This is a genomic window from Kribbella sp. NPDC026596 (assembly GCF_040638415.1).
In the GTDB taxonomy this organism is placed as follows: domain Bacteria; phylum Actinomycetota; class Actinomycetes; order Propionibacteriales; family Kribbellaceae; genus Kribbella.
The window spans coordinates 1-23653 of record NZ_JBEZYF010000061.1 but is presented as its reverse complement, the minus strand read 5'-3'; the positions used below and the strand labels follow the sequence as shown (position 1 = coordinate 23653).

Below are 23653 nucleotides of genomic sequence, written 5' to 3'. Positions count from 1 at the left end.
CGGAGTCGACTGGAAGGTGGAGAGCGTGACGGAGCACGAGCAGGTCGTAGTGGTGACCGGAGCCACCGGTGGGATCGGCAGGGCGACCGCGATCGCCTTCGCGAAGCGGGGCGCGAAAGTGGCATTGCTGGCCCGTGGCGAGGAGGGTCTGCACGGCGCCGTACGCGACGTGGAGGCCGCCGGCGGTACGGCGCTGCCGATCGCGGTCGACGTGGCCGACTACGACCAGGTCGAGGCCGCCGCGGCGCGCGTCGAGGCCGAGCTCGGGCCGATCGACGTCTGGGCCAACGTCGCGTTCAGCTCGGTGTTCGCGCCCTTCCTGGAGATCGAACCGCGGGAGTTCAAGCGGGCCACCGAGGTGACGTACCTCGGGTACGTGTACGGCACGCGCGCGGCACTCGATCGGATGAAACCGCGTGACCGTGGGGCGATCGTCCAGGTCGGATCGGCTCTGGCGTACCGCGGGATCCCGCTGCAATCGGCGTACTGCGGTGCGAAACATGCGATCCAGGGATTCCACGACTCGTTGCGCTGTGAACTCCTGCACGACAAGTCCAACGTGCACGTCACCATGGTGCAGATGCCGGCCGTGAACACGCCGCAGTTCTCGTGGGTGCTGTCCAAGCTGCCCAAGCACCCACAGCCGGTCCCCCCGATCTATCAGCCGGAGGTCGCCGCCGATGCGGTCGTGTTCGCCGCGGATCATCCCCGGCGCCGCGAGTACTGGATCGGTGGGCCGACGATGGGCACGCTGCTGGCGAACAAGTTCGCACCCGGCCTCCTCGACCGCTACCTGGCGCGGACCGGATACACCTCGCAGCAGACCGACCTGCCCGATGACGACGCCGCAAATCTCTGGGAACCCGCCGACGGCGACGACGGCCACGACTACGGCGCGCACGGCGCGTTCGACGACCGCGCGACCTCACGCAGCTACGAGGCCTGGACCTCGAAACACCGCGTCCTGGTCGGCGCCCTCGCCACCGCCACAGCAGCCGCCACCGCAGCCCTGGGCCTCCGCGCGGCCCGCAAGCCGTGAGTGCTGTACCGGGGAGGGAAAAGCGCACTACTGTCCGACGGATGGAGCGAAGTGAGGCGGCTCAGACCCGCGTGCAGGGTGATCGGCGCTCACTGTTCGACCGGTTCGTGCAGACGGCCTACCTGCGGGTCAGCCAGGCGCCGTTCTTCTTCCTCTGCGCCGGCATCGTCATTGCCTGGCTGGCGAGTCTGCCGCTCTGGGTCGATCTGAAGTCCTGGCAGGTCGCGATTCACACCGTGGCCAGCGTCGTCACGCTGCTCCTCCTGGTCCTGCTGGAGAACGCCGCCCGCCGGGCAGAGGAAGCGTCCCAGGAGAAGCTCAACGTGATCGCCGAAGCGCTGGCCGCGTTGATGAAGTCGCACTCGCGGACAGACCCGGAACTCGACGAGGCCACCCAGAAACTCCGCGATGCCATCGGCCTCGAAGGCCGGCACTGACCTGGCACAAAGAAAGGCAAGGAGAAATCAACTCCTTGCCATACCCAACATATAGCGCACCGGGGGACTTGCCGCAAGGCCCGGTTCGTGCTGGAGAATCACCCGCCGAAGCAGAAATCAGGCTGGAATCGGGGGCTTCATGATTGACGTGATCATTGCCGGCGCCGGACCGATCGGCATGATGCTGGCCAGCGAGTTGCGGCTGCACGGCGTACCGGTGCTCGTCGTGGAGAAGGACCCGGAGCCGAGTCCGGTCGTCCGCTCACTCGGCCTGCATGCGCGCACCATCGAGGTGCTGGATCAGCGCGGTCTGCTGGAGCGGTTCCTCGCGGTCGCCACGCAGTACCCGATCGGTGGATTCGCGGGCATCCGTAAGCCGCCTCCCACCGGGCTGGACACCGCGCACGGGTACATCCTCGGCATCCCGCAGCCCACGACCGACCGCCTGCTGACCGAGCACGCCGTCGAACTGGGCACCGAGATCCGGCGCGGCTGCGAGCTGGTCGGGCTGAGCCAGGACGACGAAGGCGTGACCGTCGAACTGGCCGACGGTACGCAGTTGCGCTCGCGCTATCTCGTCGGCTGCGACGGCGGCCGCAGTACGGCGCGCAAGCTGCTCGGCGTCGACTTCCCGGGCGAGCCCAGCAGTGCCGACACGCTCCTGGGAGAGATGTCGTTGACCGCGTCGCAGGAGACGCTGGACGCGGCGAATACCGAGATCCGCAAGACCCAACTGCGGTTCGGCACCATGCCTCTCGGAGATGGGGTGTACCGCGTCGGCGTACCCGCCGCGAATGTGGCCGAGGACCGCTCGGCCCCGCCGAGTTTCGACGAGTTCCGCCAGCAGTTGCGGGAGATCGCGGGCAGCGACTTCGGCGCGCACTCGCCGCGCTGGCTGTCCCGCTTCGGCGATGCCACCCGGCTCGCCGAGCGCTACCGGACCGGCCGGGTGCTGCTGGCCGGCGACGCGGCGCACATCCACCCGCCGGCCGGCGGCCAGGGACTCAACCTCGGCGTCCAGGACGCGTTCAACCTCGGCTGGAAACTGGTTGCCGAGATCAACGGATGGGCACCTGACGGGCTGCTCGACACGTATCACACCGAACGGCACCCGGTGGCGGCCGCCGTACTGAACAACACGCGTGCGCAGATGGAGCTGATGTCCCTGGAGCCGGGTCCGCAGGCCGTACGCCAGTTGCTGTCGGAGCTGATGGACTTCGAGGACGTGAACCGGTACCTGATCGAGAAGGTCATCGCGATCGGGATCCGCTACGACTTCGGCGAGGGCCACGAACTACTCGGCCGGCGGCTGCGCGACGTGGAGCTGAAGCAGGGCCACCTCTACGGCCTGATGCACGACGGCCGCGGCGTACTGCTCGACCAAACCGGCCGCCTCTCGGTGGCGGGCTGGGCGGACCGTGTCGATCATCTCGTCGACACCAGCGAGGAACTCGACGTCCCCGCGGTGCTTCTCCGACCGGACGGCCACGTGGCCTGGGTCGGCGACGACCAGCAAGACCTGCTCAGCCATCTCCCCCGGTGGTTCGGCGCTCCCATCGGCTGAACGCCATGCGAACCTGGGTTGCATGCCAATCCAGGTTCGCCCGGCCGCGGTCTTCGAGGACGTTCGCGCGGTCATCGGCCCGAAGTCGCCGACGGCCAACGTCTGCTGGTGCCTGAGCTACCGGATCCCGTCCAAGCAGAACAACGAACTCCGCGGACCGGCCCGGGGCGAGTACGTCGCCGAGCTCTGCCGTGCGGATCTGGCCCCCGGAGTCCTCGCGTACGACGGCGACACACCGGTCGGCTGGGCAGCGGTCGCACCACGGTCGGACACCACCTTTGCCCGCAACCGCAAGATCCCGCACGTCGACGACCTGCCGGTGTGGTCCCTGTGGTGCATCCGCGTCCGCCCGGGCCACCGCGGGCAAGGCATCTCCCACGCCCTCATCACCGGCGCCGTCGAGTTCGCCCGCGACCACGGCGCCCCAGCCATCGAGGCCTACCCTCTGGACAACGGCAACGCCAAGGTCGACCTCACCATGGCGTACGCCGGCCTCCGCAAGAACTTCGAGCGAGCCGGCTTCACCAAAGCCGCGGACACCACCTCAACCCTCTCCGGTCACCCCCGGATCCTCATGCGCCTGGACCTTCGGTGACAGCCAGTGGGGTGAAGATCATCCGGAACAGGTGAGGACGCTCCGCTGTCGAGGCGCCACCGTTGACCAGAAGCGTTTTCGCGCTCCGAGAAAGGACGCTGCAATGAGTTTCTGGGACATTGTCTGGTTCATCATCATCAGCTTCGTTTTCGTCGCCTACCTGATGATGCTGTTCTCGATCATCATGGACCTGTTCCGCGACTCCGAGACCTCAGGATGGGTCAAGGCCATCTGGCTTGTCGCCCTGCTCTTCGTCCCCCTGCTCACCGCGCTGGTCTACGTCATCGTCCGCGGCAAGGGCATGACGGAGCGGACGCTGGCCGGCCACGCCGCCGCCCAGCGGCAGCAGGAGGACTACATCAAGTCGGTCGCGAGCTCGTCCTCCCCGAGTCCGGCCGACCAGATCGCCCAGGCCAGCGCACTGCTCGAGAAGGGCACCATCTCGCAGGCCGAGTTCGACACCCTCAAGGCGAAGGCACTGGCGGTCTGATCATCGCCATCCCGCGGGGCTAGGCCGTCGGCTCGACTTCATCCGGAGTCGGCCGACGGTCCACGCGGACCATCCGGAACGAGTTCACCAGCCCGGCAAGGCCGGCCAGCAGCGGAATGGCCAGCGCCACTTGCAGAGCGATCGGTCGCGCGGTCGAGTTGATGTCGAGGATCTCCGCCCGGGTGTCCGGCGGCTGCGTGGCGAGCTGCTTCTCGAGCTCGGTGTTACTCATCACCTGCGCATCCTCTTCCAGCGCCTGGGCGACCTGCTGCTGCTCGGTGGGGTTGAGCACCGTGCTCGACTCCGCCAGGTTCGTGAAGGCGAACGACAGCGTGGCCAGCATGATGGCTCCGCCGAAGGCCAGCCCGAACGACAGCCCGAACGAACCCGCGGCCGAGTTGACCCCGGCCGCCTCGCTGACACGCTCCTCGGAGATCGGCCCCAGCGTGTAGTTGTTGAGCTGCGAGACCAGCAGGCCGAGACCCAGTCCCATGAGGATCAGCGGCGCGACGAGGGCCCAGCCGGAGTCGGCCCGCGGAACGATCGGGATCAGCCCGAGCACTCCCAGGGTCAGGAGCGCGAATCCCCATCGGATGATGCTGCTCGGCCGTCGTCCGCCTGCCTTCTTCTCCGCGAGGATCGCCATCCCGAACATGCTCAGCGAGAGCGGCGCCATGGACAGGCCGGCCTCCATCGCGTTGTACTCCAGAACCATCTGCAGGTAGATCGGCAGGGCGATCATGGTGCCGCCCAGCGCGATCTGCTGGAGCGTCTGCTGCGAGATACCCAGCCGGTAGACAGCGGAGCGGAACAGGTCCGGGTCGAGCAGGGTCGGCTCACCCCGGCGCTTGCGCCGGACCAGCCACCAGATGAACGTCGCGAGCGCGATCAGGCCGAGGCCGATGATGAGGCCGACGTATTCGCCGCCTTCCTGCCACACCAGGATACCCAGCACGACGCCGCCCATCCCGATCACCGAGAGGACGGCACCGACCACGTCGACCCGCCGGGATCCCGTGTACGGCGCGTCATGGATCAGGCCCTGGCCGATGAGCACGACCGCGATCACCACGACCTCGAGCAGGAACGCCACCCGCCAGGACAGGTACGTCGTGATGAAGCCCCCGAGCAGCGGTCCGACCGCCGCGGCCAGCGCCGCGGACGCGCCGACCAGCGCGTACGCCTTCACCTGCGCCGCTCCCTCGAAGTTGCCGTGGATCAGTGACTGCATGGCGGGCAGCAGCAGCGAAGCCCCGAGGCCGCCGATCAGGGCCCAGAAGACGATGATCGCGGTCAGGCTCTGGGCCAGGGTCATCGCCAGGGCACCGATCGCGTAGCCGACCAGGCCCAGCAGGTAGGCGCGCTTGCGCCCGATCAGGTCACCGACCTTGCTTCCGATCAGGATGAAGGCCGCAGACACCAGCGCCTCGAGCGCGATCGCGGACTGGACGCCGCTCACCGTGGTGTCGAGATCCCGGACCACCGAGCTGATCGAGACGTTCATCAGCGACGTGTCGACGACGAGCACGAACATCGCCATCGCCAGCAGGATGGCGAGCCGTGGGCTGGCCGTCGCCCCGGCCGGTGCCTTGCTCGCCTCCTCGGTCATCTCACACGCCCGCGGGCACCACGACATCGGTCGGCGTAACGCGCCGGATGCTCAGGATCATCAAGCCCGCGCCCTGCAGCCGCGCGGCCAGCTCCGCGATCCCCTGATCGTCGCGGACCCGCAGCCGAAAGGCGCCGGATGTCTCGTACTGAGCCCGCGGGCCCGCGCAGAAGGCGAGAACGGCCGGCCTCAGCTCCCCCTGGATGACGACCTGGTACGACGGCTCGCGGCACTCACTTGGTGACATCGTCCCCCCTCCCTGCCGGATCGATGTCGATCCGCTCTGTCGATGCCGAGGCAGGGTCCAGGACCCGGCGAACCTCGACGACCTCGATGCCCAAGGCCCGAAGCCGGGCCAGCAGGCCGTAGAGGGCTGACTGGTCCGGGATCCTGTAAACGATGGTGTTCACCTGGTCGACCGCGAGTGTCTCGGCGCCCATGTCTCGAAGGTCTTGTTCGGGTACGGCGCCCGCAACGCGGATCTCGTACGTCACGTCGACCATCGAACCCACTCCGTTCCGAACGTGTGCGTTCGACGCTTCCAAACGTCACCCGCCCGCGGCTTCATCCCTGCGGGGTGAACTGCCCGGCACGCTGATCAAAGGGGGTCGCTGAGTCTCGAAATGTCCGGGTTTCGGACGGGAAACGCTGGTGTTACAAGCAGTTCCGTGGTTTCTTCAAAGGGTGCGGCTCGCCACGCACCGCCCCGCCAGCGCCCAGTGATGCCGCACGTCGCTAGGAGGGGGCAATGCCGAGCGATCAGCACGCAGGGGTGGAGAACAGATCTCGTCATTCACCGGACGCACCATTCGAAGGTCGACTGAGTTCCCCGGCCAGGACCTCGGCGATCCCACCAGGAACAGTGCCACGGCCGCGTCTTGTCGACCGCGTGAGCCTGGGGGTGCAGGGGCCACTCACGCTGGTCAGTGCGCCGGCGGGTTTCGGCAAGACGATGCTGCTGGAGTCGTGGGCGGCGCAGTACCAGGGACCGGCCCTGGTCAGGCGCATCGCCCTGGACACCGGCAGCGGTCAGTCGACAGCCGTGCTGGACCCCGTCCACACCATCCTGCGTCGCCACGACCACGACGTTCTGGTGCTCGTGGTGGACTGCGGCGACGTCATGATGACGCCGGAGTTCGGGCAGAGCCTCCATCGCCTCATCCGCGAGGGTGCCGGTCAGGTCCGGGTCGTTCTGGTGACACGATCCGACCCTCCGCTCCCCCTGCACGTCTACCGGTTGGCGGGCACCATCGCCGAGATCCGGGCCGTCGAGCTCGCCTTCACGACCGACGAGGCCGCGGAGCTGATGCGCGAGCACAAACTCGACCTGACGGCCACGCAGGTCGACGAGCTCCTGGGCAGGACCGACGGCTGGCCGGCGGGCCTGATGTTCGCGGCCATGAACCTGGCCGGCAAGACCGACTCGGAGCGGGTCATCCGGGAGTTCCGCGGCGACGCCGGCAACGTGGCAGCGTACCTGATGACCGAGGTGCTCGACGCGCAGCCCCCGGCACTGCGCAGGTTCCTGCTCCTGACCTGCATCGTCGACGTGATCCGCCCGGGGCTGGCCGAAGCCCTCACCGGGCGAGCTTGTGACCTTCGGTCGTTGCAGTTCCTCTCCCACGGCAACTCGTTCATCCAGCCGGTGCCGGGGACCGCGGACTGCTACACCTACCAGCCGCTGTTCCGCGAGTTCCTGCGCGCCCAACTGTTGTTCGAGAGGCCTATCGTCGCTCCCGCGCTGGGCCGCGCCGCCGCCGCCTGGTTCGCCCAGAACGATCAGCCGCTGGAAGCGATCCACCACGCCATCTACGCCGGTGACTGGTGGCACGCCGCCCAGTACCTGGTCGAGGGGTTCGACGTGGCGGGTCTTCTCGTCGGACGCCGGCGTCGGCAGCTGACAACGATGTTCGCCGACTTCCCGGACGATCTGGACGGCTCCGAGGCCTCGGTGGTCAGAGCCGCCCGGGCGCTCGCCGCGTTCGACGTCGACCGCTGTATGTCGGAGCTCGGCAAGGCCAGGGAGTGGCTGGACAACGAGGAACCCGCTCGGACACCGGCGGCCGAGCTGGCCGTCACCGTGCTGCAAGCCGTCTGCGCCAGCCTCGGGGAGAACATCGAGGACGGACTGGTCGACGTCCTGATCGCGGAGGCCGAGCTGAGAGCCGCGTCGGCGGAGTCGGCGAGCAGGCATCCGGAACCGAGACTGCTGGTGGCCGGCTGCAAGGGCCGGGTGCTGCTCCGGCGCGGGGACTTCCCGGCGGCCATCACCGCCTTCACGGAGGGGATCGCCATCGCGGAAGAGGCCGGTGCCCACGAGGCCCTGGCCGACTTCCTCGGGATGGCCGCACTGGTCGAGGCGGTGTGGGGACATCTGCGGCGAGCCGGGGAGGTCGTCGCCCACGCGACGGCGCTGGCGGAGTCGGGGGCGCAACCGGAGCTTCCGCAGTCCGCGATCGTGGCCAAGGCCTGGGTGCACACCGATCAGGGCGATCTGCCGCTCGCCGAGGACCTCGTGCGGCGCGCCGCGGACGCCGCTCCCACCCACGACGCGCGAGTTCTCGCTGCCGCCCTTGCCCTCGTCCGGGCAAGGCTGCTGAGGGCCGGCGGCGACACCGATCTCGCCGCCGCGGAGCTGCGGGCCGCGAGCAACAGTTACGGCGCCCGGAGCGGCTGGCTCGGCCAGGCGCTGATCGTCGACGAGGCGAAGATGCTCGTGGCACAACACCTGCCGCAGGAGGCCATCGCGGTGATCGAGCAGTCCGAAGGGCGCGATCAGGTCGGATCGCTGCTGGTGCTGCACCGTGCGGCCGCCGAAGCCGGCGAACGCCTGCCCGGTCAGCCACCCCCGGCCGCGGATCGGGCCGTCCCACTCGAAACCCAGGTGGAGAGCTGGCTGGTCCAGGCCGCCGAGTCGATCAGCTCCGGGGACACCAGCCGCAGCGGGCTCTGTCTCGAACGCGCCCTCAGGCTGGCGGCCCCCGAGCAGTTCCGTCGGCCCTTCACCGAGGCGCCACCGTCGCTGCGCAAGATGCTGCACCCGGCCGGTGAGCTGATGAGACATCACCCGTGGCTGCGCGCACCAAGTCGGCAGCCTCGCGACCGTGCCGCCGATCGCTGGGCGATGTCGCGGACCGACTTGGTCATCACCACCTCGTTGACCAGCAAGGAGCACGAGGTCCTCGAGTACCTCGCCGAACTGCTGACCACCGAGGAGATCGCCGGCACCATGTACGTCTCGGTCAACACGGTGCGCAGCCACGTGCGGAGCATCCTTCGCAAGCTGGGCGCATCGCGCCGCAACGAGGCGGTCCGGCGGGCATGGGAGCTGGGGCTGCTCCCCGCACGTCCGGAGGCCTGGCCCGACGACGTCAGTACGCACCGGCCTTCGGCCGCACCTCACGACCATGGAGGGTGAGCGCCCAGATCACCAAGATGTCGACGGCGATCATGATAGTGGCCCAAAACGGGGACGCGGCCAGAAAGGCCGCGTTCACCATGATGCTCACGACGGCGAGGATCACGCCGACGACCCGGGCCCACACCTGGCCGAGCAGAACACAGAATCCGGCCACGAGGACGATCGTCCCGAAGATCAGGTGCGTCCAACCCCAGGTGGTGAAGTCGATATGGATGGCGAGACCATTCGCCGGGACCGCGTAGTACCCGTCGTTGAACAGCGCGACGAGTCCCTGGAAGGCGTGGAAGCAGCCGAGAACGATCATCATCACGCCGGCGAAGACGATCGGGCCGACCCAGCCCTTCGCCGAAGTGCGCCGTACGCCGGTCTGTTGATCTGAGATACCCACATAACCATGCTCGGTCCGGCGTGCCCGCAGTCACCTCATCCTTGGCGGGGTAAAGCGCCAGGCTGCTGGGTTGTCACCCGTCCGCCGGTGTCGTGGGAGATCCCGGTGCGCTGTCCGAGTTGTTCGAGATAGGCGACGAGCACGCGGTGCAGCTCGTCCGCGCCGCGGATCTGCTGCTCCGGGATGACCAGGTCGGGCGGAGCCAGCAGCAGGGCCCTGCCCTGCCATCCACCGAGTCCGCCATGACAGCCCACCAGTCCTTCGAACGCCGACACCTCGCCGGTGTCCTGGTCGACCGAGCTGTTCACGTACAGATCAGGTGCCTCGGGCATCGACACCGCCCTGAGCAGGTCCGCCGACGCCAGCGGGCCGAACGGCTCCAGCGGGTCGTCGCCGGTCACCTTCGCGTCGGACAGCCGGTGGATGCCCGACGGCCCGACCACCAGCGGTCCGTGCTCGGTGCTCATCACACCGACGAAGCTGATCCCGTCGTGGTTCACCAGCCCGGGGATGAGCGCCGGCCAGCGTTCGTTGATCTCCTCCATCGTCAGCCGCTGCTCCTCGGCGGCGTACACCAGGCCGAGATTGCCCGACCCGAGGACGACCAGGTCTGAACTCGTGGTGACCGTTGGCGGCGCGGAGTGGCGCTGCACCCGGACCGCCGCACCGTGGGCAACTCGTCCCCTGCTGCTGTCACCGCCGGACAGGTCGGCCAGGAGACCGTTCAGCCGGCCCCAGCCCTCGACCGCCTGCTCGACGGCTTCGACGCGCGCCGCGGTCAGTTGCGAGCAGAGCGCGGCGAGGTCGATCCCGTACCGATCGGCGAAGATCGCGCCCTGGGACTGCCCGTGGTCGGACAGGATGACGAGCCGGTACGGCCGCGGTGCCGACGCCGCGACCTCCTCCAGGCACGCCAGTACGTGATCGAGTCGATCGAGCGCGGCCAGCGACTCCGGCCGCAGCGAGCCGGCGTGATGGGCCACCTCGTCGTAATCCACATAGTCGACGTACACGGCACGGGTGCCACGGATCATCTCCTCCGCGACCAGTGCGGTGTTGAGATCCCGCAGTACGACGTTCGTGACGGCGCGCATGCCCGCGAAGAGCCAGCCGCGGTGACCGCGCGGACGAACGTCGCGGCGACGTTGCCGCCGGGCCTCGAACCGTTCCCGGCCGATCTCCGCGACCGCTCCGAACAGGCTGCCCGCGAATCCGTCCGGCCTGGCCAGATACCAGGCGACGCGGCGACGCGTACCGGCCGAACCACGACTCAGCTCGAGCTTGCTCATCGTCAGCAGCGACCGCTCGGCGTCGCCGCTGAACAGGTTGGAGATACTCACACCGCCGTCGGCCAGCAGACCGCGGCCGTTGGTGGCGCGGCGCTCGATCTCCGCGGCGTCGGGACCCCGATTGCTCACCAGCACCCGTCCGAGCGCGCGGTCGTACCACCGGAACGCGGGCACGCCGTCGATGCGACCGTGCAGGATCCCCAGCTGGCTCGCGGGCGTGGTGGGCGGCAGCACCGGGGTCCACTCCACCAGGCGATAGCCGCCGTCGCGGATCCAGCGCCCTGCGGTGGGCAAGGTGGCGGCCATGAGTTGCCAGCGCAGGACGGGGAACGGTACGCCGTCGAACTGGACGAAGATCACGCCTGGAACCTCGGGGTCGTCCACCGGCTTACGCCGTCGCCTGGTCCGGCGTACGAGCGCCGCCGTGAAGGCTTCCGGCGTACCAGAGGTGCCTAGCCAGGCCACGATCGTCGCCGCGCCGGCCGCGATCCAGGCCGCGGCGAGAACGACCCAGAACGAGCTCGCCTCGACGCCCGGGATCAGCGAGAGCGCCACGGCCAGGATCACAGCCTGTCCGAGCACCGCCAGCAGGAGCACCGCAAGCCATCCGATGGCCGCACTCGCGACGACGAGCAACGGGCGTACCAAAGCACCGACCACCAGCGTGACAGCGGCCGCGGCGAGCAACTGTTGGAACGACGAGAACCGCAGCCCGGACAACACGGCATCCGCGAGAGCCAGCGCCAGGACCGAGGTGATGTAGGTGGCGACGACCCGGCCGACGTCGCCAGGACGGACCAATGGTGTGCGGTTGTGGGCCATCTGTATCTACCCCTCCTGCCGGGTCTTCGTGACTAGTGCGTCAAGGCGGCCTTGAGCCCGACGATCACCAGACCCAGGAACAGGTTGATGACGGCTGTCGCAACCAGACGGCCCCCGGTCGCGCCGGCCCGGATGGCGACGTACATCGCCCACCCCAGTTGCGAGCCGACGGCCACGGCGAGCGCGAGCCAGGCCGCACCGGCGTCCGACATCCCGAGCAGCACGCCGACGCCGACCGCCACCGCGGGAGGTACGGCGGCCTGCACGATCGGCCAGTCCCGCCGTGCGGCCACGCGGAACTGCTTCGCGGACCGGAGCGCTCCTGCCGATGGCTCTCCGACCAGATGGGCATAGACGTGGGACAGCCAGAACACCAGGCCGGTCGCGAGGAGCAACACGATCAATTCGGCGGGGTGTGGCGGCTCTTCCCCGGGACCCGTGCCGGCGACAACCGACGCCGCCAGCAGCGATCCGTAGATCGCCCCCGCGTAGTCGGACGGCAACCGCTCCTGGTCCGCTCTGGCCGAGTCGACCATCGGCCCGTCAGGCATCACTCGCTCGTGCCTGCGTGATCGACCAGATGACCCAGATGCTCAGCGCGATCACCAACAGCGACCAGAACGGCTGCTTGGGAATGAAGAAGAAGTAGTCGATCGCGACCAGCCCGGCAAGGATGATCCCGACCCAGTCCGCCCAGGCCGCGTTGGTGAACAGGCCGATCCCGACCGCCACGGCCGCGACGCCCAGTACCAGGTGGACCCACCCCCACGCGGTGGGATCGAGGTCGAACGCGTACCGCGGAGTGGCGGAAACGGAGCCCTCGTCGATGATCGACGCGAGCCCGGCGACGATCGAGAACACACCGATCGTGGACATCAGCATCGCGGCGAACGCGACACCGCCCACCGCGCCGCTTGGGACGTCCCGCTGCTCGTCCAGGTCGTCGTAGGTCATCGTGCCCACCTTCTCCGGTCATCCCCCTACCCGGACGACGATGCCCCCCGATCCCTCGCTCCGCATCGTCCGGCCAGGGTGAGATGCCGGTGCCGCTTCGCATCTAGGCTCACTACAGGCGGAGACGCTCGATCGCGGAAGGAGACGGGCGTGAGCGCTGGGCATCGCGTGAGCGCACGCCCCGTGCTGCGGTGGCTGCGAGCGATCCGTCCGGAGCGACGGAACCTGCGCGCCGACGTGATCGCCGGGCTGCCGGGGGCGATCAGCAGCGTCCCGAACGGGATGGCGTCGGCGGCGCTGATCGGTGTGAATCCGATCCATGGCCTCTACGCGAGCTTCGCCGGTCCGGTCGCCGGCGGGTTGGCCACGAGCAGCCAGCTGATGGTGGTCACCACCACCACGGCCGCGGCCCTGGCCGCCGGATCGGCGCTGGAAGGTGTGGACTCCGCCGATCGGCCACAAGCCCTGCTCCTGCTGACGATCATCGCCGGCGTGGCGATGATCATCGCGGGTCTGGCGCACCTGGGGCGCTACACCCGCTTCGTGTCGCACTCGGTGATGACCGGCTTCCTCACCGGGATCTCGGTCAACATCCTGCTCAGCCAGTTGCCGGGCCTCACCGGCGCGAGCGCCACCGGCGAGATCGCGCTCGGGAAGGCGGTCGACGTCATCCTCCATCCCTCGCGGATCGACCTCCCGTCACTGCTGACGGGACTCGCCGCACTGGCCATCCTCGTCGGCCTGTCCTGGACCCGGCTGTCGACGGTGAGCGCGTTGGTGGCGCTGGCCGTCCCGACCGCCGGCGTCGCCCTCGCCGGTGCCGACACGGTGACCCTCGTGAAGGACACCGGGGACATTCCGCGCGGCATTCCGCTGCCGCAGCTGCCGGACCTCAGCCAGCTGTCGTTCCCGTTGCTCACCGGGGCACTGGCTGTCGCGGCCATCGTCCTCGTCCAGGGCAGTGGTGTCGCCGACGCCGCCCCAAACCGGGACGGGACCGCCTCGAACTCGAACCAAGACTTTGTTGCCCAGGGCATGGGCAACGTCGCGGCCGGATTCTTCCGCGGACTGCCGGTGGGCGGCTCGGTGGGTCAGACCGCCCTGAACCGGACGGTCGGCGGTCGCACCAGGTGGGCGGCCATCTGCTCGGGTCTGTGGATGATCGCGATCCTCGCAGCCTTCTCCAACGTGATCGGACTTGTCGCGATGCCTACGCTGGCGGCCGTCCTCATCTATGCGGCCGCCAAGTCGCTGCGACCACGTGAGGTGGTGTCGATCCTGCGCACCGGACCGACCTCGCAGATCGCGGTCGTCACGACCTTCAGCGCAACCCTGTTCCTGCCGATCTCCGCCGCGGTCGGCATCGGCGTGGCACTGTCCCTGCTGCTGCAGCTGAACCAGGAGGCGATGGACCTCAAGATCGTCCAGCTGACTCCCGTCGGCGGTGGCCGGTGGACCGAGCACCCGGCTCCGGCGAAGCTGCCCAGCCATCAGGCGACGCTCCTCGACGTGTACGGCAGCCTGCTGTACGCGGGCTCGCGCACGCTGGGCGTCAAGCTGCCCGACCCGGCCGGCGCCGAGGCACCGACCGTCGTACTGCGGTTGCGCGGCCGGACTGCCGTGGGCGCGACGTTCGTCAAGGTCGTGGACGACTACGCCGCGGCGCTGGACGCCGTCGGCGGCCGGTTGTACCTCAGCGGTGTCGACCACGAGGTCGCCAAACTGCTGCGTCGTACCGACCGGCAGCACGGGGCCGGACCGGTCGGCGTCTTCGAGGCCACCGAGCTGATCGGGGAATCGACCGAGCAAGCCCTGCGAGCAGCTGCGGCCTGGGAGGTCCGGCAGCGACCGGAGCGCCCCGATCAGTGACGGCCCCGCGGATCAGCTGATGTCACGGCGGTCTCGCATTGCCGACCGCGCTGAGCTGCTCAGCAGAGTGCCGATGGCGATCCCGACGACGAGGTTGATCACTCCGGTCGCCACCTTGGACGACGTTGAGCCGTTGGCCACGAACGGGAGCAGTGCCGCCGCGGCCGTGGCCAGCATGATGATCCAGCTGAAGAACTGCAACGGCCGCGGCGTGGAGATCAGCAACAGATGCAGGAGGCCGGTGGCGACCAGCGCCGCGAGGCCGCAGAACAACGCGTACTTCGGCGTGTCCGCGTCTCCCCAGGTGCCCTCGCCCTTGGGTGCGAGGACGGGTACATCGAAAACCCCGCGAGCGATCAGGATGCCGACCAAGGCGATCAATGCGGCGACGACGGCCGTGGCCCCGCCGCCGGCCCACAGCCGGGCGGCGTTCACCGCGTGCGCACCGCCTTGGGTGGGTTCAACTGTCATGACGTGTGCTCCTTCTCATCCGGCTGGTGTGGTGGCCGCCGGCGGAGCGTCAGCCGCGCGGCCAACCGACCGAACAGCGCTCCTACGGTCACCCCGACCAGAACGTCACTCGGGTAGTGCACGCCCGTGTACACCCGGGAGAACGCGACGACCGACGCCGCCCCCCGCAGGGCCGGCCCGAGCGCTGGTATGACGTCTCCGACGGCAACGGCGAAGGCCGCCGCGGACGCGGAGTGCCCGGACGGAAAGGATCCCGACGACGGCATCCGCACCCATCGCTGCACGGGCACGCCGAGCCCACCCCGGTCGGGCCGGCGGCTCTCACCCACCGTCTTCTTCAGCAGCTGGTTCGCCACCAAGGACGCCGCCCCGATCGCCGTGACTCCCGCGAACGCAGCCTGCCGGCCTCGCCGTCCACCGAACAGCGCGAGGGCACCGGCCACCAGGAACCACGGCTTGGAGAAGTCGGCGATGTCGGACACCCGCCGCAGCGGCTCGTCGAGCACGGGGGTGGGCAGCCGCGCCACCGACCGGTACAGCGCGCGGTCGTAAGTAGCCAGACGGCTCAGTGAGTCGGTCACGCAACGGTTTCCGTCACCATGTGAGCTCGACCTCGAGTTCGCTCCCGTCGTCGCCGAGCTCGAACTCGAGCTTGAGGTTGACCTCATCGGGAACGTGCACCTTGACCCGCATCCCGCCCCGGTCGAACTCGACGTCGTTCTCCTTGGCGAGCATGTCGGCCAGAGCGTGTAAGCGAGCCGCGGCGGCCTCCCGGCTCATCGGCTCCTTCTCTTTGATCTCGATCAGGTCCATTACGTCCTCCCACGGGTTGAGCTTGCTGATCGGCCCCGGCCGAGGGCGATGCGCACCAGCTCGGCCACGCTGTCGCGGAAACCGTCGGGCGCCGTCGCCGACGGCGACGCGCCCGGGTGCTGGTGGGCGATACGCACCCGGAGGACCCCGGGCCGGATCCGGAACCGCAGCGGTGCGTCGAGGACGAGCGCCTCCCCGTCGACGCCGGCAGGCAGCGGGCGATCGGCCTCGACCTCGAACGACGGAGCCGACCACTCGCGCCATGGACGCTGAACGCGGCGCTGATCGCCGTCCGCGGGTGCTCCCACGACAGTGATCCCGAGCAGGCCGTCGTCGATGCGCGGCCGGGTCCCCGAACCGACCGCACGTCCGAGGCGATAGCGGTTGTTCGAGACGAGCACTGCCGCTCCCCCGCGGTGTCCCTGACCGCCTGGGCCGGTCCAGCGCATGTCGAGTTCGCTGCCGGTGGGACCGAGCGCGTCGGGCACGGTGTCGAGCAGGGTGCGGAGCTTGGCCTCGCGGTAACCGGTGCGCTGGACTGCTTCGGCGTACAGGCCGAGTGACACATTGTTGACGAACACCCGGCCGTTGACCTCGGCGAGGTCGACCAGCCGCTCACCGCCATCGACGAAAGCGTCCAGAGCACCGACGACATCCTCACGGTCGACCCCGAGGTCGAGCGCGAAGTGATTGCGCGTGCCGGCCGGCACGCACGCGTAGGGCAGCGAGCGCTCGGCGGCGATCGCGGCGACGATCGCCTGCGAACCGTCCCCGCCGGCCATCGCGAGCCCGTCGGCGCCGCGCTCGACCGCATCGCGGACCAGGATTTCGAGATCGTCCCCGCGCTTCAGTTCGATCGCCTCGATGCCGCGGTCGCGCGCTTCCTTGGCGAGTCCGAAACGTTCCGCCTTTCCCCCGCCGGACTTCGGGTTGTAGAACAGCACCGGGCGCTGCGGAGGAGCCACCCGGGGCAGATCCACGTGGCTCGCGAAGCTGGCGCGGGCCGCTGCCAGCGTGACCAGGAGCCCGGCCACGACGAGGACACCGACGCCGAACGTCCCGCCCACCACCACAAAGATCACCGCGGCGACCAGGGCCACGCCGGCCACGTAGAACCCCGCCAGCCGGGCGACCCCTCTCCGCATCACGCCGTACCAAGCCGCGCAGGCAGCGATCACCACACAGGCCAGCACGCCGAGACCACGCGGGAATTGATTCACCGCGTTGACGACGCCGAGCACGATCGTCGCCGCCCCCACCAGCAGCGCCACAATCGCCGCAATCCGCCGCCTCATCGAGCCCGCCCCACTCCCGCCTGTTCCATGGCTTGTCGACCCCCGACGCCGAAGCCATCCTTTCCGGCCGCCACGCCTCAGGCATCCCACAGCCGGGATGATCTGCTCGTCGCGCGAAGCCGGTTCACCCCCTGCGGGTGACGACTCGGGATCACGGCCCCCGGAATGCTGGCCCGAAGTGGCTCCAGCGAGAGGGAACGTCATGCCTGAACAGTTCCGAGGGACGATCAACGTCGATATTCGCGACTCGGTGCCGGATTGGACGCCGTTCGAACCACCGAAGCCCCCGGACGGCGCGCCGAGCGTCGTCTACATCGTGCTGGATGACGTCGGCTTCTCGGCCATGAGCTGCTACGGCGGCCCGATCGAGACCCCGAACCTCGACGCGATCGCCGCGCGCGGGGTGCGCTTCACCCAGTGGCACACGACGGCACTGTGCTCGCCGACCCGGTCGGCGCTGCTCACCGGTCGCAACCACACCCGCAACAGCATGGCGTGCATCACCGAGGCGGCGATCGGGTTCCCGAACGCGAGCGGCACGATCCCCCCGGAGAACGGGATGCTGTCGGAGATCCTCGGGGAGCGCGGCTGGAACACGTACATGGTCGGGAAGTGGCACCTGTGCCCCACCGACGAGATGAACCTCGCGGCAACGCGTCGCAACTGGCCGAGCGGCCGCGGCTTCGAACGGTGGTACGGGTTCCTCGGGGCCGAGACGAACCAGTGGTATCCCGACCTCGTCTACGACAACCACCCGGTCGATCAGCCCCGCTCACCCGCGGAGGGCTACCACCTGACCGACGACATCACCGACAAGGCGATCGAGTTCATCAAGGACGCCAAGGCCATCGCTCCGGACAAGCCGTTCCTCCTCTACTACGCACCCGGCGCCTGCCACGCACCTCACCACGCGCCGAAGGAGTGGATCGACAAGTTCGCCGGCCGCTTCGACCAGGGGTACGAGGCGATGCGGGAAGAGACCCTGAAGCGCCAGAAGGAACTCGGTCTCGTGCCGGCCGACACCGAACTTCCGCAACTGAATCCGATCGGCACCCCCGAGACCCGCAGCGGGCCGGATCACCTGCCGTTCCCGACCCTGGACTACAGCCGTCCATGGGACACGCTGAACGCCGACGAGCGGCGTCTGTTCGCCCGGATGGCCGAGGTGTACGCCGGATTCCTGGCCCACGCCGACCACCACATCGGTCGATTGCTCGCCTATCTGGAACAGACCGACCAGTTGGAGAACACGCTGGTCGTCGTCGTGTCCGACAACGGTGCGAGCGGCGAAGGCGGCCCGAACGGTTCGGTCAACGAGATGAAGTTCGCCAACGGGATCGAGGACGATCTGGCCGAGAACCTCGCCAAGCTCGACGATCTGGGTGGCACGAAGACCTACAACCACTACCCGAACGGCTGGGCGATGGCGTTCAACACGCCGTTCAAGATGTGGAAGCGCTACGAGTTCAACGGGGGTACGTCGGACCCGTGCATCATCTCGTGGCCGAAGGGCGCGCGGGCCCGCGGCGAGCTCCGCCACCAGTACCACCATGCGATCGACATCGTCCCGACGATTCTCGACGTACTCGGCGTCGAACCCCCCGAGACGATCAAGGGCCACACGCAGAGCCCCTTGGACGGGATCAGCATGCGCGGCAGTGTCGACGACGCGTCGGCCGACTCCGGACGAAGGACGCAGTTCTACTCGATGCTGGGATCCCGCGCGATCTACCACGAGGGCTGGAAGGCGGTCACCACGCACCCGACGGTGTCGGGCTGGGCGCACTTCAACGCCGACGAGTGGGAGCTGTACAACGTCGAGGTCGATCGTTCCGAGGTCCGGAACCTGGCCGCGGAGCAGCCGGACAAGCTGCGCGAACTGGTGAACATCTGGTTCGCGGAGGCCGGCGCGAACAACGCGTTCCCGCTCGACGATCGCTCTCCGCTGGAGATCCTCAGCACCCCCCGGCCGCAGCTCAGCGCCCCGAAGGATCGCTACGTCTACTTCCCCGACACTGCCCCGGTCTCGGAGTGGCAGGCGGTCAATACCCGCAACCGCTCGTTCACGATCGGTGCGGTGGTCGACATCCCGGCGCCGGGAGCCGAAGGCGTGCTGTTCGCAATGGGCGCCAGGTTCGGTGGCCATGCGCTGTACGTGAAGGACAACCGGCTGCACTACGTGAACAGTTTCGTCGGCGCGCTCGAGCAGCAGGTCGTCGGGACGAAGGACGTCCCGACCGGCGAGAACCTGATCCTGTCGGCCTCCTTCGAGAAGCAAGGCATGGACCCCGACGCCGCGACCGGAACACTCTCGCTCTACCACGGCGACGAGAAGGTCGGCGAGGCACGCATCAAGACCCAGCTCGGAGCCTTCGCCATCGCAGGTTCAGGTCTGTACGTCGGCAGGCACAGCGGCGAGCCGATCACCGATGACTACCCGGGCGAGCCGCCGCACCGCTTCACCGGCGGCACGATCAACCGCATCGCGGTCGACGTCAGCGGTGAGCCGTACCTGGACCTCGAACGCGAAGCCGCCCTGATGCTGATGCGCGAGTAGGAGGCCCGACGTGAGGACGGAACACGACGTACCCGTGCGGTCGGAAGCCCTGCTGTTGTCCTGGAACGACACGCCGACCCGACAGGCCATCGTGGACTACGTCGGTCGGGCCGTGGACGAGGGTGGAGCGCAGTACGTTCCACCCTCCGAGCGGATCGCGGTCTTCGACAACGACGGCACGCTGTGGTGCGAGAAGCCGATGCCGGTCGAGCTCGGCTTCATCCTGCAGCGGCTCGCCGAGATGGCCGAGCAGGATCCGAGTCTGCGCTCACGTCAGCCGTGGCAGGCCGCACGGGACAAGGACTACGCCTGGCTCGGGGGCGTGATCACCAAGCACTACCACGGCGACGAGAGCGACGTGAAGGTACTCATGGGCGGCATCCTTCAGGCGTTCGCGACGATGAGTGTCGACACCTACGCCGAGCTGGCCGGCCGCTTCCTCCAGACGACGCCGCACCCGACGCTCGGCCGGCGTCTCCGGGACTGTACCTATCTCCCGATGGTCGAACTGCTGCACTACCTGGAGGCGAACGGGTTCAGTACCTTCATCGCTTCCGGAGGCGACCGCGACTTCATGCGGCCCGTCACCGAAGAGATCTACGGTATTCCGGCCGAGCGCATCATCGGCACATCCGCCGGGCTGCGGTACCAGGACGACGACACCGGCGGATCGGTCGTCTACCAGGCGGAGATGGACGTCTTCGACGACGGCCCGATGAAACCCGTCCGCATCTGGAGCCGGGTCGGCCGCCGGCCGGTCGTTGCCGGCGGCAACTCCAATGGCGACATCCCGATGCTCCGGTACGCCGGACAGCCCGGCCGTCCCGGATTACGGCTGCTGGTTCTGCACGACGATGCCGACCGCGAGTTCAGCTACACCGCGGGCGCCGAGACCTCGCTCGAGCAGGCCCGCGCACATGACTGGACGGTCGTCAGCATCCGGAACGACTGGGCAACTGTCTTCGCCGACGAGTAGCCCCTCGGCACTCAGACGGGCGGAGGAACGCTCCGGTACTCCGCCGCTGACGGCCGGGGGACCTCCTCCCACGGACCCGGACCCTCGCCGATCCGGTCGCGTACTTCGGCCCACCGGGCGGTCAGCGCGTACAGGATGATGATGTCCAGCGTGATCATCAGCAGCGACCAGACCGGGTAGGCACCAAGCCACGCGATCTGCGTGATGGCGTGCAGGCTGACGAGCACGATCCCGGTGATCCTGGCCCACGTCTGTGCCGCGAGCAGGCCGCCGCCGACGATCAGCAGCAGCAGTCCGGAGATGAGGAGTGTCCATCCCCAACCGGTCATGTCCACGAGGATGAACTTCTCCCGCGTCGCCACCACGCGCTCGTCGTTGAACAGCGCGATGAACCCCTGGAAGATGTTGACGAACCCGATCACGATGAGCAGCATGCCGGCGAACAGCACGAAGCCGGCCATGACTGCCCCTCCCCTCTTCTCAGTCACTTCAGCCATCTCGAAATCCCCTCTTGTCGCGCCAGGTCAGCGGCCTGGGCAGCTCCTTGTCAATGTGGTGGCCAACGTCGCGGTCGCGGTGCCGAGTTGCCGGAGCGCCGTGTTGATCGCAGGGGCCTGCTGCCTGAGGGTGTCTGCGCTCAGGCCGCTCGCCGCGGTTTCCAACTCTGAGAATGCCGTCTTGACGCCTTCCACAGCGGGCTTCAGGGCGGCGGATGCCGAGGCTGCCGCAGCACCCAGGCTGGTCTTGACGTCGGCCATCGCGGTAGTCAGCGCGGCCAGACCGTCCTGCAAGGGCTTCACGTTCATGAGAGTTTGGAGCGAGGCCCTCAGTGCCGACGAGGCAGCGCAGTCCGCCGCGGACTCGACCGGTGTCGGTGCGACTGTCCCCCGCGGCGCGGCGCTCGCTGACGGACTCGACTGACTCTGTGGCGAGCTGTCACTGCAAGCCGTCGGTACGACGAGCAGGGCAACGATCACCAGCGCCGCAAAGACCGATCGGCGGGCGCCGTTCCGCGGCATGGTTCCTCCGGCTTCTGGATGCCTCCTGGTCACTCAGGGCCTAGCTCGCGGCTCGGGACTACTTCTTGGCGGCGTTCTTGACCTCTTCCGCGCTGTCCGCGTCGACCTCGTGCTTGGTCACCTTGTTCGCGTGCGCCAGCGCCTTGTCGACGTCCTTGACCCACTGTTCCTCGAACAACGCCACGATTCCGGAGCTGTTGGGCGGCAGGGTGTCCTCGACGTCGGCCTTGATGGCCGCCTTGGTCCGGTGCGCCTTGAGGCCACCGATACCGAGCCCAGCACCCGCACCGACCGCCGCACTGGCCAGCAGGCTGGGTGGGAAGATCAGGCCGATGACCGCACCACCGACCGCACCCCAGGCAGCGCCCTTCCGGGCCGTGTGGAAATCGTCGTCGACATTGATCTTGCCGTCTTTGTCACGACTGACCAGGACCAGCCCGTCAACCTTGATCACGTCGTCATCGGCGAGTTGCTTGAGAGCGTCCCAATCACCCCGCGCCCCCTGCTCGTCCAGGTAGGCGGCGATGTACAGATCGACCGGAACGTTGCTATCAGAACCCACGGCTTCCTCCTCATGATCGGCGACCGCCACTCACCCCTCACCATCGCGCCGCCTCCCCCACAAAGCCTCACCCCGGGCGGACGATGTCCTACACCCCGTGACACCGACAGCCAAGGAGTACAGATGTCCACGATTCGCCTGCACGCGACCACGACCTCGACGCCCGAGCAGTTCATCGCCGGGCTCACCGACTTCGGGCCGGGTCGCGCGGAACTCTTCGGTAACAGCACCGAGGACTATCTCGTGGTCCACGCCCGCGGCGATCACGACGCCGACGTCACCGAAGGCTCAGCCGGCATCTGGGAACGCCTCCACTACGACTGGTCCGACCCCGACCACGTCGTCCTCACGACCACCGACTCCAACATCTGGGGCGGACACTCCGGGCACACCTACGACTTCACCCGGCAGCCCGACGGGACGACCGCGGTGGACGTGACGGTCGTCCGCGAAGGCAAGAACCTCCAAGGCCGGATGCTCGCTGTCGTCGTCGGAGTCCTCGGCAAGCGCCTCCTGTCGAAGGCCTTCACCAACACCCTCAAAGCCATCGAAGCCCGCAACGCCGGCAACCCCGACCCCAGCTAGGCGATCGACGAAAGCCGACCGGAGCGGGATGCTCCGGCCGGCTTGTGGCGAGTGATTGCGATCAACGGGCGGCTCGCTCGATCACCTGGGTGACTGCCGCCGGCTGGGACACAGCCACCAAGTGGGACGCACCGGGAACCTCGACCTTCGTGGCGCCCGCCCGAGTGGCCATGAACCGCTCGGCGGCCGGGGCGATCGCCTTGTCACCGGTCGGGATCACCGCGTACTTCGCAAGCGTCGCCGGAGCGGTCTCCTCCACCGGCTCGCTGAACGCCGCGGCCGCGACCGGCCGCTGCGCCGCCAGGAACACCGCCCCCTCCCGGGCCGGGATGTCCGCGCCCAGGATCGGGCCGGCCTTGTCCGGCTTCAGCGCCAGGTCCACCCCACCGGGGTAGCTGATCACGGTGGTCACGTCCGGTCCGAGCTCACTGCCCGGGAACTGCGAGTTCAGTGCGCCCAGGGTCTCACCGGCCTGCGGGATGAACGCCGCCACATAGACCAGCGACTTCACCCCAGAGGTGTCCGCCAGCTCGCTGACCAGCGCACCGCCGTACGAATGCCCGACCAGCACCTTCGGACCGGGGATGGTCGCGAGGACACCACTCAGGTACGACGTGTCGGACGCGATCCCGCGCAGCGGTACGGCGGGCGCGACGACGTTGTAGCCGTCATGCTGCAGCCGACTGGTCACTCCAGACCAGCTCGAACCATCCGCGTAGGCACCGTGCAACAGCACGATCGTCGGCTTCGCCTGCTCGGACTGGGCGGCCCGCCCGGACTCCGCCGCCTGCGCAGTCGTCGCGCCGGCCAGCAAGATCCCGGTCCCGGCCGCGGCAACCAGCAGGTTCTTCGCACTCAACATCAGCTTGCTCATCAGACTTCCAATCCTCGGTGGTGT

General features: G+C 68.5%; 25 protein-coding genes. 10 read left to right on the top strand and 15 right to left on the bottom strand.

Annotation, left to right across the window (positions count from 1 at the left end; genetic code table 11):
• Positions 1–25: 25 nt before the first annotated feature.
• The 5 genes from AB0E63_RS35625 (at position 26) to AB0E63_RS35605 (ending at position 4125) form a co-directional block, all read left to right on the top strand.
• Positions 26–1039, top strand: coding sequence for an SDR family oxidoreductase (locus AB0E63_RS35625; RefSeq protein ID WP_360375938.1), 1014 nt, complete (start codon positions 26–28; stop codon positions 1037–1039).
• A gap of 41 nt (positions 1040–1080) precedes the next feature.
• The gene (locus AB0E63_RS35620; RefSeq protein WP_360375935.1) at positions 1081–1476 is read left to right on the top strand and encodes a low affinity iron permease family protein; all 396 of its coding nucleotides are present in this window, start codon (positions 1081–1083) and stop codon (positions 1474–1476) included.
• A 139-nt stretch (positions 1477–1615) separates the two neighbouring features.
• Positions 1616–3040 (top strand): rifampin monooxygenase, encoded by a 1425-nt coding sequence (gene rox / locus AB0E63_RS35615; protein ID WP_360375933.1) that lies wholly within the window; start codon positions 1616–1618, stop codon positions 3038–3040.
• A gap of 22 nt (positions 3041–3062) precedes the next feature.
• Positions 3063–3635, top strand: a complete 573-nt coding sequence (locus AB0E63_RS35610) for a GNAT family N-acetyltransferase (protein WP_360375931.1) — start codon at positions 3063–3065, stop codon at positions 3633–3635.
• A gap of 103 nt (positions 3636–3738) precedes the next feature.
• A complete protein-coding gene (locus AB0E63_RS35605; RefSeq protein ID WP_360375929.1) occupies positions 3739–4125 on the top strand; it encodes an SHOCT domain-containing protein in 387 nt (128 codons plus the stop codon).
• Positions 4126–4144: 19 nt separating this feature from the next.
• Here AB0E63_RS35605 and AB0E63_RS35600 read toward each other — a convergent pair whose 3' ends face one another.
• From AB0E63_RS35600 to AB0E63_RS35590, 3 genes are read right to left on the bottom strand one after another with little or no spacing between them, the layout of a single operon-like run.
• Positions 4145–5734, bottom strand: coding sequence for an MFS transporter (locus AB0E63_RS35600; protein ID WP_360375927.1), 1590 nt, complete (start codon positions 5732–5734; stop codon positions 4145–4147).
• A 1-nt stretch (position 5735) separates the two neighbouring features.
• The gene (locus tag AB0E63_RS35595; RefSeq protein ID WP_360375925.1) at positions 5736–5981 is read right to left on the bottom strand and encodes a hypothetical protein; all 246 of its coding nucleotides are present in this window, start codon (positions 5979–5981) and stop codon (positions 5736–5738) included.
• Positions 5968–6237, bottom strand: coding sequence for a hypothetical protein (locus AB0E63_RS35590; protein ID WP_360375923.1), 270 nt, complete (start codon positions 6235–6237; stop codon positions 5968–5970). The genes AB0E63_RS35595 and AB0E63_RS35590 overlap by 14 nt, the downstream gene beginning before the upstream one ends.
• A 386-nt stretch (positions 6238–6623) precedes the next feature.
• On the opposite strand from AB0E63_RS35590, the gene AB0E63_RS35585 reads away from it, so the two are divergent.
• The gene (locus tag AB0E63_RS35585; RefSeq protein ID WP_360375921.1) at positions 6624–9152 is read left to right on the top strand and encodes a LuxR C-terminal-related transcriptional regulator; all 2529 of its coding nucleotides are present in this window, start codon (positions 6624–6626) and stop codon (positions 9150–9152) included.
• Here the strand turns inward: AB0E63_RS35585 and AB0E63_RS35580 are convergent.
• The 4 genes from AB0E63_RS35580 to AB0E63_RS35565 are packed head-to-tail and all read right to left on the bottom strand — an operon-like array spanning position 9106 to position 12608.
• Positions 9106–9543: a hypothetical protein gene (locus AB0E63_RS35580; RefSeq protein ID WP_360375919.1), complete on the bottom strand. Its 438-nt coding sequence runs from the start codon at positions 9541–9543 to the stop codon at positions 9106–9108. The two genes, AB0E63_RS35585 and AB0E63_RS35580, sit on opposite strands and share 47 nt — an antisense overlap.
• A gap of 35 nt (positions 9544–9578) precedes the next feature.
• Positions 9579–11654 (bottom strand): phage holin family protein, encoded by a 2076-nt coding sequence (locus tag AB0E63_RS35575; protein WP_360375917.1) that lies wholly within the window; start codon positions 11652–11654, stop codon positions 9579–9581.
• Positions 11655–11686: 32 nt separating this feature from the next.
• A complete protein-coding gene (locus AB0E63_RS35570) occupies positions 11687–12205 on the bottom strand; it encodes a hypothetical protein (protein WP_360375915.1) in 519 nt (172 codons plus the stop codon).
• Positions 12198–12608, bottom strand: coding sequence for a hypothetical protein (locus tag AB0E63_RS35565; protein WP_360375913.1), 411 nt, complete (start codon positions 12606–12608; stop codon positions 12198–12200). Before AB0E63_RS35565 ends, AB0E63_RS35570 begins: the two co-directional genes overlap by 8 nt.
• 150 nt (positions 12609–12758) lie before the next feature.
• Here AB0E63_RS35565 and AB0E63_RS35560 point away from each other — a divergent pair, with 150 nt between their 5' ends.
• Positions 12759–14477, top strand: a complete 1719-nt coding sequence (locus AB0E63_RS35560) for a SulP family inorganic anion transporter (RefSeq protein WP_360375911.1) — start codon at positions 12759–12761, stop codon at positions 14475–14477.
• 12 nt (positions 14478–14489) lie between these two features.
• Here AB0E63_RS35560 and AB0E63_RS35555 read toward each other — a convergent pair whose 3' ends face one another.
• The 4 genes from AB0E63_RS35555 to AB0E63_RS35540 are packed head-to-tail and all read right to left on the bottom strand — an operon-like array spanning position 14490 to position 17056.
• Positions 14490–14948: a DUF6069 family protein gene (locus tag AB0E63_RS35555; protein ID WP_360375909.1), complete on the bottom strand. Its 459-nt coding sequence runs from the start codon at positions 14946–14948 to the stop codon at positions 14490–14492.
• Positions 14945–15529 (bottom strand): phosphatase PAP2 family protein, encoded by a 585-nt coding sequence (locus AB0E63_RS35550; protein WP_360375907.1) that lies wholly within the window; start codon positions 15527–15529, stop codon positions 14945–14947. Before AB0E63_RS35550 ends, AB0E63_RS35555 begins: the two co-directional genes overlap by 4 nt.
• 13 nt (positions 15530–15542) lie before the next feature.
• Positions 15543–15761, bottom strand: coding sequence for an amphi-Trp domain-containing protein (locus AB0E63_RS35545; RefSeq protein WP_360375905.1), 219 nt, complete (start codon positions 15759–15761; stop codon positions 15543–15545).
• Positions 15761–17056, bottom strand: coding sequence for a diacylglycerol kinase family protein (locus AB0E63_RS35540; protein ID WP_360375903.1), 1296 nt, complete (start codon positions 17054–17056; stop codon positions 15761–15763). Before AB0E63_RS35540 ends, AB0E63_RS35545 begins: the two co-directional genes overlap by 1 nt.
• A 202-nt stretch (positions 17057–17258) precedes the next feature.
• Between AB0E63_RS35540 and AB0E63_RS35535 the strand changes: the two genes are divergently transcribed.
• The gene (locus AB0E63_RS35535) at positions 17259–19613 is read left to right on the top strand and encodes an arylsulfatase (protein ID WP_360375901.1); all 2355 of its coding nucleotides are present in this window, start codon (positions 17259–17261) and stop codon (positions 19611–19613) included.
• A gap of 10 nt (positions 19614–19623) precedes the next feature.
• Entirely contained in the window at positions 19624–20589 is a 966-nt protein-coding gene (locus tag AB0E63_RS35530; RefSeq protein ID WP_360375899.1) for an HAD family hydrolase, read from the top strand.
• Between the two features lie 11 nt (positions 20590–20600).
• Here the strand turns inward: AB0E63_RS35530 and AB0E63_RS35525 are convergent, their stop codons facing one another.
• The 3 genes from AB0E63_RS35525 to AB0E63_RS35515 all read right to left on the bottom strand — a co-directional run bounded on the left by AB0E63_RS35525 (position 20601) and on the right by AB0E63_RS35515 (position 22170).
• Complete coding sequence (locus tag AB0E63_RS35525; RefSeq protein ID WP_360375897.1) at positions 20601–21086, bottom strand: hypothetical protein; 486 nt, start codon at positions 21084–21086, stop codon at positions 20601–20603.
• 27 nt (positions 21087–21113) lie between these two features.
• Entirely contained in the window at positions 21114–21389 is a 276-nt protein-coding gene (locus tag AB0E63_RS35520; RefSeq protein WP_360375895.1) for a hypothetical protein, read from the bottom strand.
• A 277-nt stretch (positions 21390–21666) separates the two neighbouring features.
• Positions 21667–22170, bottom strand: coding sequence for a DUF1269 domain-containing protein (locus AB0E63_RS35515; protein ID WP_360375893.1), 504 nt, complete (start codon positions 22168–22170; stop codon positions 21667–21669).
• Between the two features lie 123 nt (positions 22171–22293).
• On the opposite strand from AB0E63_RS35515, the gene AB0E63_RS35510 reads away from it, so the two are divergent.
• Entirely contained in the window at positions 22294–22755 is a 462-nt protein-coding gene (locus AB0E63_RS35510; protein ID WP_360375891.1) for a hypothetical protein, read from the top strand.
• A gap of 61 nt (positions 22756–22816) precedes the next feature.
• Here AB0E63_RS35510 and AB0E63_RS35505 read toward each other — a convergent pair whose 3' ends face one another.
• Positions 22817–23629, bottom strand: a complete 813-nt coding sequence (locus AB0E63_RS35505) for an alpha/beta hydrolase (protein ID WP_360375889.1) — start codon at positions 23627–23629, stop codon at positions 22817–22819.
• Positions 23630–23653: the final 24 nt, after the last annotated feature.